Here is a 13,164-nt window from a genome sequence, read left to right on the forward strand (position 1 = left end):
CGGCTACAATGAACTGCGCATCGAGGACCGCAAGGGCGCCGAGCAGATCTACGTCCACGCCCAGCGCGACTGGGACGAGAACATCGAGCACGACCAGAAGATCCGCGTCGGCAACGAACGCCACGACACCGTCGAGGCCAATGCCTACAGCCACTTCAAGGCCGAAGAACACCGCACCACTCACGCCGATCGCAAGACCGAGATCAAGGCCAACGACCACCTCACCGTCGGCGACAGCCAGCACATCAAGCTGGGCAACGGCCAGTTCATCCAGGCCGGCCAGGAAATTCACCTCAGCAGCGGCCTCAAGGTCGTGCTCGAAGCCGGCAGCGAACTGACCCTCAAGGGCGGCGGCAGCTTCATCAAGCTCGACGGCGGCGGCGTGACCCTGGTCGGGCCGGTGATCAAGATCAACTCCGGCGGCGCAGCGGGCAGCGGTTCGGGGGCAGCGCCGGTGTTGCCTGGCGCGGTGAGGCCGGCGGATGCGGACAAGGCGGGGGAGTTGCTGGTGCCGGCGCAGAAGCAGGCGCTACTGCAGAAAAAACCACTCTGCGCCATTTGCGAGGCAGCCAAGGCGAGGGCGGAAAATGTCTGAGGTCATGACGTCCTTACCCCATGATCTGCCTTGGCATAGCAACTGCTATTTGCTGCTCGACGGCGTAAGCGTGCAGAGCCTTCCACAAAAACTCTATCAGTGGTCTGAGCAACCGAATTTCGAGCCGCTGTATCTCGGAACGGACTTGAGCGAACTCAACGAGCTCTCCCCGTGCCTAATCGCCATTGACAACCCAGGCGATCCAGTCCTTGACGCCTTCCTTGCCAATGCAGCGCAGGAGTGGGGCTACCTGATTTTCACCAGCAATACGCTCGATGAGGTTACCCAGCATTTGCGCTGGCTTGTAAAAGTGCAAACCACAGCGCAGCAGGCGTTCATCCTGCGCCTGGCGGATCCTGCCGTGGCTCATGCGCTATTCACTGTTGGCAACCCAATGCTTTTTGGCCCAATCGAGTACCTATGCATACCCGATAGCGCAGAAGCAACCTGGCACGTACAACATGCCCCGGAGACAAAACCCACCAAGGACCATGGCCACCCTTACAGCTTGAGTGACTCAGAAGTAAGAGCGCTCGAAAACGTCAGCTTCCGGCAAACGATCCTGACCTTGGACGCGCACCTCCAGACGTTCTTTCCCCACTATCAAGCCGCACTCCACGGCGCGGAGCGTCATCAGCACCTACGCGAACTGGCTAACAAGGCTTACCAACTCAACCTGTGCTCCGAAAGAGAAATTTTTCTATTCGCCAATATTTTCGGCTTTCTTGGAGACGCTGCACTGGAACAGCATTCGGACATTACTCAATTGTTAGAAGCCTCTTCGTCACGTCCGCCAGCAGAGCGGGTAGAACAAGCTGCATATCTGGCAGAACAGCGCGCCACGCAGAGACAAGGAATGACCTCATGACAGCGCACACACCTTCTCACAATAACGCCAACCAGGCAGCCAAGGCAGCCTCCTGTGGCGACAGCCGCTCGGCCACCAGCACATGTCCATTGATGAAGGTCGAAGTACAACTGATTCCACTGCGCTACGGGCTGACCGAATGGGTCGATCCATCCTCTGAGCTGTCAATGCCCTTCACGCTGAAGACCCGTCCTCTGGGGATTCGCCTTGTGCGTGACGGTTTTCTCTACATCATCGATAACGGCACGGGTTATCTCCACGAGTACAAGATCGAAAAAGGCGCCATTACCAAGCTGCTGTGGAAAGATACCGAGGTTCGCGCCGACACTCGTACCAATGCCATTGGCGAGCCACATTTGATCTTCCCCAGATCCAGCACACTGCATGTGGCCTACTCCGAACTGCAATGGACAGCCCGCAAATGTACGCAGGTGCTGGCCAGCCAGGAGGATCGCGACTACTTCATGCAGCGGGTGAATCTGAAACAGGCAGATCCCGAGCAAGGCGGCACACACTTGCTAACTCGTGAGCAGACGGAAAAATGGCTGGCTGAAGTCGTTCAGAACAAGGTTCATCGTGACGAGCAAGGTCAGCAAACCTACCCCGATCATCAAAATCGACCTCCCCTGGTGGAGCCGCACCCGGAGGAACTACAGGACTATGTCTGGGAAGATCCAGCACAATTTCGTGATACCCATATTGGTGAGTTGACAGACAAGATTCTGCCGACGTACGAGCATGATGCACTCTTTTTGGTGCTGCGCGACGATATAGGCATCATGCGCGATCTGGCACAGTTTCAGGACAAGGTGGTCGGCTGGATCGGCGAATGGCGTGATGGCGGCGCACAGCCAGGTGCCAACGAACGCGACTACATGATCGCCTGCTATATCGAATCGCGGACACAAATCAGTGCCGACGAATTATCCAAGCTGGACGACAGCAAGGCTCAAGCGCTGGTAGACGACATTGCCAAGCTGCCCGAACCCGAACAGCAGCAAACCCGAAAAGCTCTGATCGACTACTTGAATGGTGCCCCTCTGCCCCGGCCAATGGACCCCACGACGCCAGAGCCTTTGCACAGAGCCCAGGAGCGCCAGTTCACCAGAAATCAGCTGAGGTCTGCAAATCAGCCGCTCGTAGAGCGCCATTTAGACACCATCATTCGGGTCAAGAAGGATCTGGGTGAGCAAGTCAGCGATGTACTCAATGGCGCGAAACTGGGCCAGCGAGGGATCAATGACCTGATCGACCGCCCAGCCATGGATGCCTTTCTGGACGCTAATCGGGCCAAGCTGCAACGCTGGGATGCCCTGCTAGAGCGGATCAGTATCGACCGAACGGAAATGACCACTGAGCTGCGCTTTCATCGCGCAGCCTGGTATTACGATGCCCAGCAGGCCGAGCAAGTCGGCCTTGCATTCGCCACCCAATATGCCTGCCTGAAAGACATCGGTCGCTGCGATGCCGCCAATGAAAAGCTCTACGCCTGGCTGGAAAAAAATCCACAGTACGACCGCCCGCTATTCCACACCCTAGCGCTGAATACCCAAAGCGAACTGGCAGCGCAGTATGTACTGCTGGGTTTGTCCACCTATGGCGCTGCTGCCGCCATCGATCACTGGCTGGGCAAGCTGAAAGAAATCGAACAAGGCAAGATCCCGGCACTGGACGAGCTACCTGAAACGACCCAAGCCCTGGGGCATAGCGCTCAATCCACGCTTGATCCCGCACTGAGCTTTGGCATCAGCAAAACCATGCAGACCTTCTTCGAGGAAGTGGGGCAACAGAAGGTACCTGATCTCGAGGGGCTGTTTCGCCGCTTGCCCAAAGCCCTACCCAAGCGTCTGCTCGACGCGGCGAAGCGTGAAGGCCTGACTTTCGTCGTCGCCAGCGAGGCGGAAAAAGCCGCGTTGGTAGAAGACCTGAAAGAAGTGCTGACCAATCGCGCAGAGCTCAAGCGCCTCAAGAAGCAGCGAGGAGTGATCATCAGCAATGCCGACAATGGCCACAAAGCACCACGCGCACAGGCACTGCAACTCGAAATAGACAGGGTTCGCGCCCAACTTGATAGGCTCGAACCTCGCCTGGCGGCAGCCATAAGCCCTATCGCCGAAGTGCCACAGAACAGCGTGCGCGTGGCTGGCGCAGCCCCTGGGCGCGCCGGCATCACCCTGATTCTGCCTCCAGCCGAGCTGCAGGAAGTGGCGACAGGGCTGCGCAATATTCGCAATGGTTACGGCACTGCCGGCACCCTCGGCAAGCTGGGTGACGGTGTGGGGCTGGCGGTATTTGTGGCGCAGTTGGTGAATTTGGTGCAAGTGGTCAGAGAGACTCTTAGGCAGCCAGCCGATAAAAAAGACCTCATGCCGTTCACTGGCGCCGTTATGACCACCGGCGCTGCGGGCTTCGCTGCCGCCCAGTCCATTGCCAATACTGCACTTGAGGCCAGAGCCGCACAATTGGTGAAAGGGCTACAGAACCATGCCCTGACAGCCACTAATGTGCAGATGGGCAAACTACATTTCGGCCTTGGTTTAATAGCCTATGGCGCAGGTATGTTCGCTGCTGCCATCAGCAGCAGGGCACATTACAACGAATGGTTAGGGGCAGTACAAAGCGGCAACGCTCAAGCACAGCAAGGTGCTGTCATTGCACTGGCAGGCTCAAGCGGCATGTTCGGTACTAGTGGTTACGGGTTTGCCCATACCATTCGTGCTGGCGGTGAGGTTGTCAAACATCTATCCAACGCTGCAGCGCGGCGCACCGCCTGGGCACTGGCCGGGCCGCGCCTGGCAAGCGTTTTCTTCCGTTTCAATATCGCCGGCGCCCTGTTCACCGCCCTGGAGCTGGGCGGCACCTGGTGGTACAACCGCAACAATACCGACGCCCATGACGACTGGCTGCTCAGCACGCCCTGGAGCCAGGATGCAGAAAAACGCAAGGACTATACGCTGGAGACCTACCAACAGACCTTGCTTGGGGTGATTCAACGGCCCTCGGCAGCAGTTATCCACGGCAGCCACGATAGCTGGTGGCGAGACCTGCTGCTGCCACCCAAACGTATCGATATCGCCCTGGCGTTCCCAGGTCTGAGCCAGGCAGCGCTTGAGCAGCCTCTTGCCGGGCAACCCGCCGCACGGCTTAGCCTCAGCGCCTATCGCATCCGCACCGTGCGTTATGAAAAAGGAGAATCCATGGTCAGGTGGCACCCGCTCCATGAACTGGGGCTGGAACTGGCCGCCAGTTCACCGCTGGCACTCCGGGTCGAACGCCCACAGCCCATGGACGCAGCCATTGGCGGGTACACCCAGGAAGAACTGCTACTGGAGCTAAGGGTCGAACGCCTCAACGAGCGCGGCCAGTATCGCGAAGAACGCCACACCATCCGCCTTGCCCCCGATAAGCCAGGCGAATATTCCGCCAACCAGGCAACCATTCAAGGTCAGCCCGCAGCCAGGCTGCAGATCGACCCTTTGCTATTACTGGATGCCCAAGATGCCGCAAACCGCTGATACTCAAACCGCCGCCCCACCGGGCCTGGATAAACCACACAAGGCAGGGGATGGCCAGGGCTTTCCAGGCGGGCGGGTTAGCTACCTAGCGCCACTGCCACTCCCAACAGGTGAGCCTCCCCATGACTATGCCCATGCCATTGGTGAGGTGAATGACACCTATCTCAGTTTTGGGACGGGCTTGCCACCTGTATTTGGTTGGCAACTAAGGTTGGGAGGCCCATTTGCCGTCGGAATTATCATGCCAGTTATTTTGTCCCCTCTTCTTGCTGCCTTGCTGACTCCCTTGGTCGGTGGGACGCTTCTTGACACTTGGCAAATGACCGCCGGAGCTTTTGAAACAGGACTAAAGATAGGCTCAGTGGGCACACTGGCAATGCTAGTCCTAGCCCTAGCCATCTGGTGGCACAATCACATTCAACACAAAACCGTAACTGCATCGCGCTTCAACCGCCAACGCCGTGAAGTTTGCTTTGTACCCGAGGGGCATACCGAGCCCATCTTCGTCCCTTGGGAGCAGGTCTCCGCCTGGGTAATCGAGGCGCGTGGGGTTACCCAGTACGGCGTACAAAGCCAGTTCGCCATGGGCGTGGGGTTTCACCATACGCCAAGTGGGCAGGACTACACCCTGGAGTTCGCCACCAGCGGCCTGGGCATGGCCATCGGCAACTGGGAGGCCATTCGCGCCTATATGGATCACGAGATCCATAGCCTCAAGGACATTCAGGATTCCTCCGACCTGCAAAGCCCGGACGACCCACCTCATGAAGGCCTGCACACTTTCTACAACGCCAGAGAGCGCATGCGCCGCCGCTACCACGAAGGCGAGGTTGGCAAGTGGTATGTGCTTGGCTGGTATCTCTACCATCTATGCACTTTGTGGACGCTACCTTTCCACCTTACGGAGTGGGACATAGGTCGGGTCAAACGCATGCACCAGCGCAACGTTCCCGAAGCCATGCGCGCTTGGTCAGAGCCGCTACCGCCTGAGCAATGGGCCAAGCCCAGTGCCGAACTGCTCAGGCAACGTGAACTGCTGGCAAACCTGCACCAACGTCATCCCCAAAGCTCAATCTTCGACTTGATGGCCGAGGTGGGGCGCATGACAGCAACTGATAGGAAACGGGCCCGTGCCGCAGACCGCTGATACGCCCCCACCCGGCCGGGACAAAACGCCCAAAGCCGCGGATAGCCAGAGCTTTCCAGACGGAGGGCCAGACCACTTATAGCCTCTGGTCGAGCAGAATGGCGCAGCGAAAGCTGGTACTTGAGTAATAATTTTTCTGAACTGGGTTGTCAGGCCAACGCCGAACCGTATTTGCAGACTGCCAGCCTAACTCTGAAAAATCAGAGCCGCGCCTAACTTTTTGGGTACCTGTCTCTGGCCCTCGCGGATTATCAACAGGTGAACTCCGATAGTAATCAGCGCCATACCAATCATTGACCCAATCGGTTGCGTTACCCGCCACATCATATAGGCCCAATGGATTCGAGGCGAACTGCCCAACGGGATGTATATCTGCGTCCTCATCACGAGGGATATTACGCCCATAGTCCAGGCTTCCCGTATCCGTAGGGAATTGCACGTACTGCCCACGATTACGGGCGGCATATTCCCATTGAGCCTCAGTTGGTAAGTCAACTGGATAACCACTTAGCTGGCCCAGCCACAGACAATAACTCTTGGCTTCTTGCCAATCTTTGAGCGAGGCGGGATTATTTTTTTAATAACGAAACTGTAGGTCTTCTCGATCACGATACTCCACATCGAACAAAGGTAAGCCCTGGCTGGTGCGAAACAGATCAAAATCCCCCAACCGAGTCTGGTAACTCGCCAGGTAGTAGCTGCTCAAACGCACCTGATGTAGATAGTCATCGTCGAACGCGGGGTAATTGGGCACAGCTCATCCGGCTCGTAGCCATAGGGCCAGGTACCCATATTGGTCTGGTCGAAATCGCAGGGCGCGCCAAAGTCGCCCATCTCGAACTCACCACCCTCGATAAACACCATCTCATCCAGCGAGCGCACCACCGCCCCAAGAATCTGGCGGCGCACTTCAGACGAGAGCTTGGGGTACTGCGCATCAATGCGCTCGGTGATGGCAGCAACCTTTTCCGGGCTAAGCTTTTCGCTTTTGGGCAAGGACTGCGACTGCGCCTGGCAGCCAACGAGCAACATGGGTGATAAAAGGAGGAGTATCAGTCGCTTGTTCATGGCAACGTCCTTGTCAGATTAAGTTGGCCAATCAGGCAGGCCCGTCAGAAAACACTTCTAACTCTGCGTACGACCTTACCTAGCGCAGGGCATGCGACGCCAAGCTCAAGTCTCAGCTATGAGGAGCTCGTCATATCAAAACGTAAGCGAGCCTGTGACTGAAACTATGCCAACTAGTTCTGAACTTTCCGAGTCTGCTGGCGGGCGAGCGTGGATACCAGGAGCAAAACCAGCAATCCCAATCCGCTCGCACCGACAAACAACCCCTCATACCCCACTCCCTTGGCCAACACGCCACTGCCGGCCCCGACGAAACCGGACAGCAGCAACTGCGCCGACGCCTGCAGGGTGAAGTCGGCGCCTTCGTGTTCGGGGCGGCACATGCGCATCATGGCGGCGAACAGGGCGACGGTGGACATGCCGTCGGCCACCTGCTCGAACAGGGTCACGGCATACACCAGCCCGGTGTTGGCGCCCTGCCCCACCAGCAAGGCCAGCGCAGCGATGCCGAGCGCCTGCAGGGCGCCGAACAGGATCAATGCCCGCAGCACGCCGATGCGGGCGTAGAGCAGGCCGCCGAGCAGGGCGCCACCGATGCCGGCCAGGCTGCCGATCAGGGTCAGCTGGCCCAGCTGGGCGGTACTCCAGCCCTGGTCCACCAGCATCGGTTTGATCATCGGCGAGCCTAGCGAGTCGCCCAGCTTGAAGGTCAGCACCACCGCCAGCCACAGCAGCATGCCGGGCTGTGCCAGCAGGCCGCGATAATGGCTCAGCAGTAGACGCGGGCCGAGGGCGCTTTCTGCCAGGGCGGGCTGGAAAGGCAGGAGCCGGCGCTCGGGAAACAGCAGGATCGGCACGCTCATCAGCAGGACCAGCCCGGCCAGCAGGCCGAGCGCCAGATTCCAGCCCAGCGGGTCGATCACCAGCAGCAGGCCGCTGCCGCTGACGATCATGCCGACCTTGTAGCCGCCCACCTGCAGGCTGTTGCCCAGGCCGCGCCAGCGCTCCGGCAGCAGACGCACGGTCAGGCCGTCGGTGGCGACGTCCTGGGTGGACGCCAGCAGGTTGATCAGCACGAGCAGGCCGAGCAGCAGCCACAGGCCGGAGCCGAACAGGGTCTGCGGCGCGAGCAGCGCCAGCGCGGCCAGGCAGACCACGACACCACTCTGCAGCGGCAGGATCCAGCCGCGATGGTGGCCGAGGCGGGGTGAGGCCAGCCGGTCGACCCAGGGCGCCCACAGCGCCTTGAGCAGCCAGGGCAACGCCAGCAGCTTGAGCAGGCCGATCAGCGCCAGGTCGACACCATGCTGACGCAACAGCACCGGCAGCGAATGGGCGATCAGCCCGGAGGGCAGGCCTTGCGCGCAATACAGCGACGCCAGCAGCACCAGCGTGGCATTGGACGGGCGAGAGGCGGATGGCGACATGGCAGGCGCTCGCGGCAAAAGCGCAAGCCTAGTGGTTTGCGCCTGCGAGCGGCAACGCAGCGGTGGTTACAGTTCGTAGCGCAGTGGGTCGCGGCTGAAGCCCCTCCCACAACAGCCTTGCCAGCCCGCAGCCCGAAGGCAATCCGGGGCGTCGCTCGCGCAAGCTCCGGCGGATCTTCCTGTGCGTAGGGTGGATGACGCCTTTTTCATCCACCATCAAGGGCTCGGGCCGGCGTTTATCCGGTAGAGCGCTGCAGCGCGCTCCACCCTACAGGCTGTTCAGGCACTCGCTCAGGCCGTTGGCCAGGTTTTCCAGCAGCAGTGGGTAGGCCGTGGCATCGACCGGCAAGGTGCCGCCCAGTGCATCCAGCTCGGCCAGTCTGACCGGCAGGCCGGCGGTGAGGGTTTCCGCCAGGCGCGGGCGCAGCGGCGGCTCGCTGAACACGCAACTGGGCCCCGCAGCCTGCAGACGCTCACGCATCGCCGCGACATGCCGCGCCCCTGGCTGCACTTCGGTCAGCACGCTGAATACGCCGGCATGCTTGAGGCCATACGCTGCCTCGAAATAGTCGAAGGCCTCGTGGAAGACGAAATAAGGCTTGCCCTGCAGCGCCGCCAGTTGCGGACGAATGCGCCCGTCGAGCGCATCCAGGCGCTGTTCGAATGCCTGCAGGTTGGCGGCATAGCGCGCCGCATTGGCCGCGTCCAACGCGCTCAGGTCGGCCGCCATGCGCGCCGCGATCACCTTGGCATTGACCGGTGACAGCCACAGATGGGCATCCAGGCTGCCCGGGCGGTGGTCGTGGTCATGCCCGAGGTCCTCATCGGCGTGATCCTCCCCGTGCCCAGCATGCTCCTCGTGGCTGTCGCCGAAGTGACGCAGGGCCATGCCTGGCAGATCCTGCACGGCCACCTGCGGTTTCTGGCGATTGTTCAGCACGCGCGGCAGGAAATTCTCCAGGTCCGCGCCCACCCAATAGAGCAGATCGGCATCGCGCACCCGGCGCACGTCGGAAGGACGCAACGCGTAGTGGTGCGGCGAGGCGCCGGGCGGCAGCAGCACCTCGGGCGCGCCAACGCCATCCTGCACGGCCGCCGCGATCAGTTGCAGCGGTTTGATGCTGGTCAGGACACGCACCTCGGCCTGGGCGCTGGCGACGAAGAACAGGGCGATAAGACAGATAAGACGCGACACGGGACATACTCGGATTGGATGGGTGGACATCTCTGCAAACCTGGGCGCGGCAGCCAGCGCAAGGCGCAAGACCAACGGACATATCAGCCAGAGGCTGGTCCGAAGGCTGAGCGCCAGCGAGTCCGGCAGGCGAGAAGATGCAGTTTACCTACGGTAAATGAGCATTCTGGACCTGGTTTCAACGCAGCGATGGCAACGCAGGTGGTTTTTAGAGACGCACTGAGCGAGTAATATAATAACGTCTCCTACCAGCGCCGTCCTTGCCCATGACCGACACGCCACTGGCCTCGCGCCCCCATGATCACTCCCGCTGCGTCAGTCATGCCCTGGCTGAGGCCGAAGCCATCTGTGCCCGCCAGGGCCTGCGCCTCACCACCCTGCGCAAGCGCGTGCTGGAGCTGGTATGGGCCAGCCACAAGCCTCTCGGCGCCTACGACATCCTCGGCGTACTCAGCGAGGAAGATGGCCGCCGTGCCGCGCCGCCTACCGTCTATCGCGCGCTGGATTTCCTCCTGGAGAACGGCCTGGTGCATCGCATTGCGTCGCTCAACGCCTTCGTCGGCTGCAGCCATCCTGAGCATGCCCACCAGGGCCAGTTCCTGATCTGCCGGGTGTGCCATGCCGCGACCGAGCTGGAACAGCCGGCCATCAGCCAGGCGATCGTCGACGGCGCCGCAGGCGTCGGTTTCGCGGTGGAAAGCCAGACCGTGGAAGTGGTCGGCCTCTGCGCCGGCTGCAAGGACGAGCGATGAGCGACGCGCTGATCCAGCTGCAGGGCGTGGCCGTCGGATTCAACGGCCAGGCCGTGCTGGACGACGTTCAGCTCAGCGTGAGACCTGGCGAGATCGTCACCCTGATCGGCCCCAACGGCGCCGGCAAGACCACCCTGGTGCGCGTCGTGCTCGGCCTTCTGCAGCCGGACCGGGGCAAGGTCCGGCGTGCGCCACGCCTGCGCATCGGCTACATGCCGCAGAAGCTGCATGTCGACGCCACCCTGCCGCTGTCGGTGCTGCGTTTCCTGCGCCTGGTGCCGGGGGTGGACCGCAAGCGCGCCCTCGCGGCGCTGGCCGAGGTCGGCGCCGAACAGGTGATCGACAGCCCGCTGCAGAGCATCTCCGGCGGCGAGATGCAGCGCGTGCTACTGGCCCGGGCGCTGCTGCGCGAGCCACAGCTGCTGGTGCTCGACGAGCCCGTGCAGGGTGTCGACGTGGCCGGCCAGGCCGAGCTGTACCGGCTGATCTCGCAGCTGCGTGAACGCTACGGCTGTGGCGTGCTGATGGTCTCGCACGACCTGCACCTGGTGATGAGCGCCACCGACCAGGTGGTCTGCCTCAACCGTCACGTGTGCTGCTCCGGGCACCCGGAACAGGTCAGTGGCGACCCGGCCTTCATCGAACTGTTCGGCCAGGATGCCAAGAGCCTGGCCGTCTACCACCACCATCACGACCATGATCACGACCTGCATGGCGGCGTGGTCAAGGCGGGCCTGACCATCCATGGCCCGGCTCACGTTCACGGTCCAGGTTGCAAACACTGATGCCCGATTTCCTCCTCAACGCCCTGCTCGCCGGCCTGGCGCTGGCCCTGGTGGCCGGCCCGCTCGGCTCCTTCGTGGTCTGGCGGCGCATGGCCTACTTTGGCGACACCCTGTCCCATGCCGCCCTGCTCGGCGTGGCGCTGGGCCTGATGCTCGACGTCAGCCCGACCCTGACGGTGACCGTCGGCTGCGTGCTGCTGGCCGTGCTGCTGGTCACCCTGCAACAGCGCCAGCCACTGGCCTCCGACACCCTGCTCGGCATCCTCGCCCACAGCACCCTGTCGCTGGGCCTGGTGGCGCTGAGCTTCATGCATGACGTGCGTATCGACCTGATGAGCTACCTGTTCGGCGACCTGCTGGCCGTCAGCCACAGCGACCTGGCCTGGATCGTCGGCGGCAGCGCACTGGTGCTGGCGCTGCTGGCCTGGCTGTGGCGCCCCCTGCTGGCGATCACCGTGCACGAGGAGCTGGCGCGCGTCGAAGGCCTGCCGGTGGCGGCGATTCGCCTGGCCCTGATGCTGTTGATCGCGGTGGTGATCGCCGTGGCGATGAAGGTCGTCGGCGTCCTGCTGATCACCTCGCTGCTGATCATTCCCGCCGCCGCCGCCCAGCGTCATGCGCGCACGCCGGAACAGATGGCCATCGGCGCCAGCCTGCTCGGCCTGCTGGCGGTGTGCTGCGGCCTGACGCTGTCCTGGTACCAGGACACGCCGGCCGGGCCGTCCATCGTGGTCAGCGCCGCCGGACTGTTCCTGGCCAGCTTCGCCCTGCCCAAGCGCAACGGATGATGGCGCGCGCCGCTTAAACCGAGCGCCATCCGGGGAGCGGTGTAGCGTGCGGCGTGAAATCGGCACCGCAAACCTGTATGATTGCGCGTTTTTTGCACAACTCGAGACGCGTAGTCATGAAGTCGTTCGCTTTTCGTGGTCTTCCCCTGGTTCTGGTTCTGCTGCTGGCCGGCTGCCAGAACACGCCATCGCACAACGTGCTGCCGGTCGATGAACTGGTCAGCGCCTTCCGCCAGCTTGACGTGAGCCTGGCCGAGGAGCGGCTCGACGACGCGCGCAGCCAGCTCGATGCCCTGCAGCGTCGCGCCAGCGGTGACACGCGCCTGGAGCAGTACCAGCGTCAGTTGGCCGATGCCTACATGGAACAGGGCCGCGAGGCGCTGCAACAGGGCGATCTGGATCGCGCCGCGCAGGCGCTGGGCCAGGCACGCAGCCTGCTGCCGCAGGCACCGTCGCTGAGCCATGACCTGAACCAGGCGATCGACCGCGCACGAGAGGCCCGCCAGAACGCCGCCGAACAACAGGCGCGGGAGGCGGCGGCCAGGCTCGATGCACAGCGTCAGGAACAGCTGCGCCAGCAGCGCCTGGCGGCCGAGCGTCAGCTCAAGGCCGCCGCCGCTGCAGTCACCGAACCTGCCGTGGAGCCGGTCGTCGAGCGCGCACCCAAGGCACGCGTGATCGACCTCGACGCCACCACCAGCAGCGTCGCCCTGCCTATGCTGGACAACCAGGACAACGAAAACCTGCGCCGCCTGCTCGACAGCGTCGCGGCCGATGTCGTGACCTTTCACTGTGCGGTGCGCATCGAAGTACGCGAGGCCAAGGACTATCCCTGGGTCGCGGCGCTGCTCTCGGCACGGATCAAGAAGCTAGACCCGACCTTCCGCCCGCGACTGAGCCAGAAGATCGTGCCGCAGCAAGTGCCGCGTCTGCTGTTGAGCCCGCAGCGCAAGTAGTGCCGCACACCGGCTTCTGCGCTGCAGGTAATGCCATTTTGTAATAACCATAGGCCAACAAAGATTTT

The 13,164-nt window shown here is 61.8% G+C and carries 12 protein-coding genes; 8 read left to right on the plus strand and 4 right to left on the minus strand.

The window, feature by feature from the left end; translation table 11 throughout:
• From E4487_RS08830 to E4487_RS08845, 4 genes are all read left to right on the plus strand, one after another.
• Positions 1-595 (plus strand): type IV secretion protein Rhs (locus tag E4487_RS08830; RefSeq protein WP_175253158.1); only part of this gene is annotated, 595 nt, incomplete at its 5' end.
• Complete coding sequence (locus E4487_RS08835) at positions 588-1,463, plus strand: DUF4123 domain-containing protein (protein ID WP_175253159.1); 876 nt, start codon at positions 588-590, stop codon at positions 1,461-1,463. The genes E4487_RS08830 and E4487_RS08835, both read left to right, overlap by 8 nt.
• A complete protein-coding gene (locus tag E4487_RS08840; RefSeq protein WP_175253160.1) occupies positions 1,460-4,978 on the plus strand; it encodes a toxin VasX in 3,519 nt (1,172 codons plus the stop codon). Before E4487_RS08835 ends, E4487_RS08840 begins: the two co-directional genes overlap by 4 nt.
• Complete coding sequence (locus E4487_RS08845; protein WP_257229377.1) at positions 4,962-6,125, plus strand: hypothetical protein; 1,164 nt, start codon at positions 4,962-4,964, stop codon at positions 6,123-6,125. The genes E4487_RS08840 and E4487_RS08845 overlap by 17 nt, the downstream gene beginning before the upstream one ends.
• A 76-nt stretch (positions 6,126-6,201) precedes the next feature.
• On the opposite strand, the gene E4487_RS24510 is transcribed toward E4487_RS08845, so the two are convergent.
• The 4 genes from E4487_RS24510 to znuA form a co-directional block, all read right to left on the minus strand.
• Positions 6,202-6,651, minus strand: coding sequence for an SUMF1/EgtB/PvdO family nonheme iron enzyme (locus E4487_RS24510; protein WP_306669872.1), 450 nt, complete (start codon positions 6,649-6,651; stop codon positions 6,202-6,204).
• Between the two features lie 176 nt (positions 6,652-6,827).
• A complete protein-coding gene (locus E4487_RS24515; RefSeq protein WP_257229378.1) occupies positions 6,828-7,193 on the minus strand; it encodes a hypothetical protein in 366 nt (121 codons plus the stop codon).
• A gap of 173 nt (positions 7,194-7,366) precedes the next feature.
• Positions 7,367-8,620, minus strand: coding sequence for an MFS transporter (locus E4487_RS08855; RefSeq protein WP_175253161.1), 1,254 nt, complete (start codon positions 8,618-8,620; stop codon positions 7,367-7,369).
• Positions 8,621-8,888: 268 nt separating this feature from the next.
• Positions 8,889-9,815 carry a zinc ABC transporter substrate-binding protein ZnuA gene (gene znuA, locus E4487_RS08860; protein WP_373921510.1) on the minus strand — a complete coding sequence of 309 codons (927 nt, stop codon included), beginning with the start codon at positions 9,813-9,815 and terminating at the stop codon, positions 8,889-8,891.
• A 266-nt stretch (positions 9,816-10,081) separates the two neighbouring features.
• On the opposite strand from znuA, the gene zur reads away from it, so the two are divergent.
• The 4 genes from zur (at position 10,082) to E4487_RS08880 (ending at position 13,096) form a co-directional block, all read left to right on the plus strand.
• The gene (zur, locus tag E4487_RS08865; protein ID WP_037055519.1) at positions 10,082-10,567 is read left to right on the plus strand and encodes a zinc uptake transcriptional repressor Zur; all 486 of its coding nucleotides are present in this window, start codon (positions 10,082-10,084) and stop codon (positions 10,565-10,567) included.
• Positions 10,564-11,352, plus strand: a complete 789-nt coding sequence (znuC, locus tag E4487_RS08870) for a zinc ABC transporter ATP-binding protein ZnuC (protein WP_037055521.1) — start codon at positions 10,564-10,566, stop codon at positions 11,350-11,352. Before zur ends, znuC begins: the two co-directional genes overlap by 4 nt.
• Complete coding sequence (gene znuB, locus E4487_RS08875; protein WP_037055522.1) at positions 11,352-12,140, plus strand: zinc ABC transporter permease subunit ZnuB; 789 nt, start codon at positions 11,352-11,354, stop codon at positions 12,138-12,140. Before znuC ends, znuB begins: the two co-directional genes overlap by 1 nt.
• 116 nt (positions 12,141-12,256) lie before the next feature.
• Positions 12,257-13,096, plus strand: coding sequence for a PA5502 family lipoprotein (locus tag E4487_RS08880; protein ID WP_037055523.1), 840 nt, complete (start codon positions 12,257-12,259; stop codon positions 13,094-13,096).
• Positions 13,097-13,164: the final 68 nt, after the last annotated feature.

This window comes from Pseudomonas sp. BMW13, from assembly GCF_013357275.1.
GTDB classification, from domain to species: Bacteria; Pseudomonadota; Gammaproteobacteria; order Pseudomonadales; family Pseudomonadaceae; genus Aquipseudomonas; species Aquipseudomonas khazarica.

Excerpts from the sequence above, each read along its gene's own strand:
- E4487_RS08835 (WP_175253159.1), top strand. The coding sequence starts at position 588 with ATGTCTGAGGTCATGACGTCCTTACCCCATGATCTGCCTTGGCATAGC.
- znuB (WP_037055522.1), top strand. The coding sequence starts at position 11,352 with ATGCCCGATTTCCTCCTCAACGCCCTGCTCGCCGGCCTGGCGCTGGCC.
- znuC (WP_037055521.1), top strand. The coding sequence starts at position 10,564 with ATGAGCGACGCGCTGATCCAGCTGCAGGGCGTGGCCGTCGGATTCAAC.
- E4487_RS08840 (WP_175253160.1), top strand. The coding sequence starts at position 1,460 with ATGACAGCGCACACACCTTCTCACAATAACGCCAACCAGGCAGCCAAG.
- E4487_RS08845 (WP_257229377.1), top strand. The coding sequence starts at position 4,962 with ATGCCGCAAACCGCTGATACTCAAACCGCCGCCCCACCGGGCCTGGAT.
- zur (WP_037055519.1), top strand. The coding sequence starts at position 10,082 with ATGACCGACACGCCACTGGCCTCGCGCCCCCATGATCACTCCCGCTGC.
- E4487_RS08855 (WP_175253161.1), bottom strand. The coding sequence starts at position 8,620 with ATGTCGCCATCCGCCTCTCGCCCGTCCAATGCCACGCTGGTGCTGCTG.
- E4487_RS24515 (WP_257229378.1), bottom strand. The coding sequence starts at position 7,193 with ATGAACAAGCGACTGATACTCCTCCTTTTATCACCCATGTTGCTCGTT.
- E4487_RS08880 (WP_037055523.1), top strand. The coding sequence starts at position 12,257 with ATGAAGTCGTTCGCTTTTCGTGGTCTTCCCCTGGTTCTGGTTCTGCTG.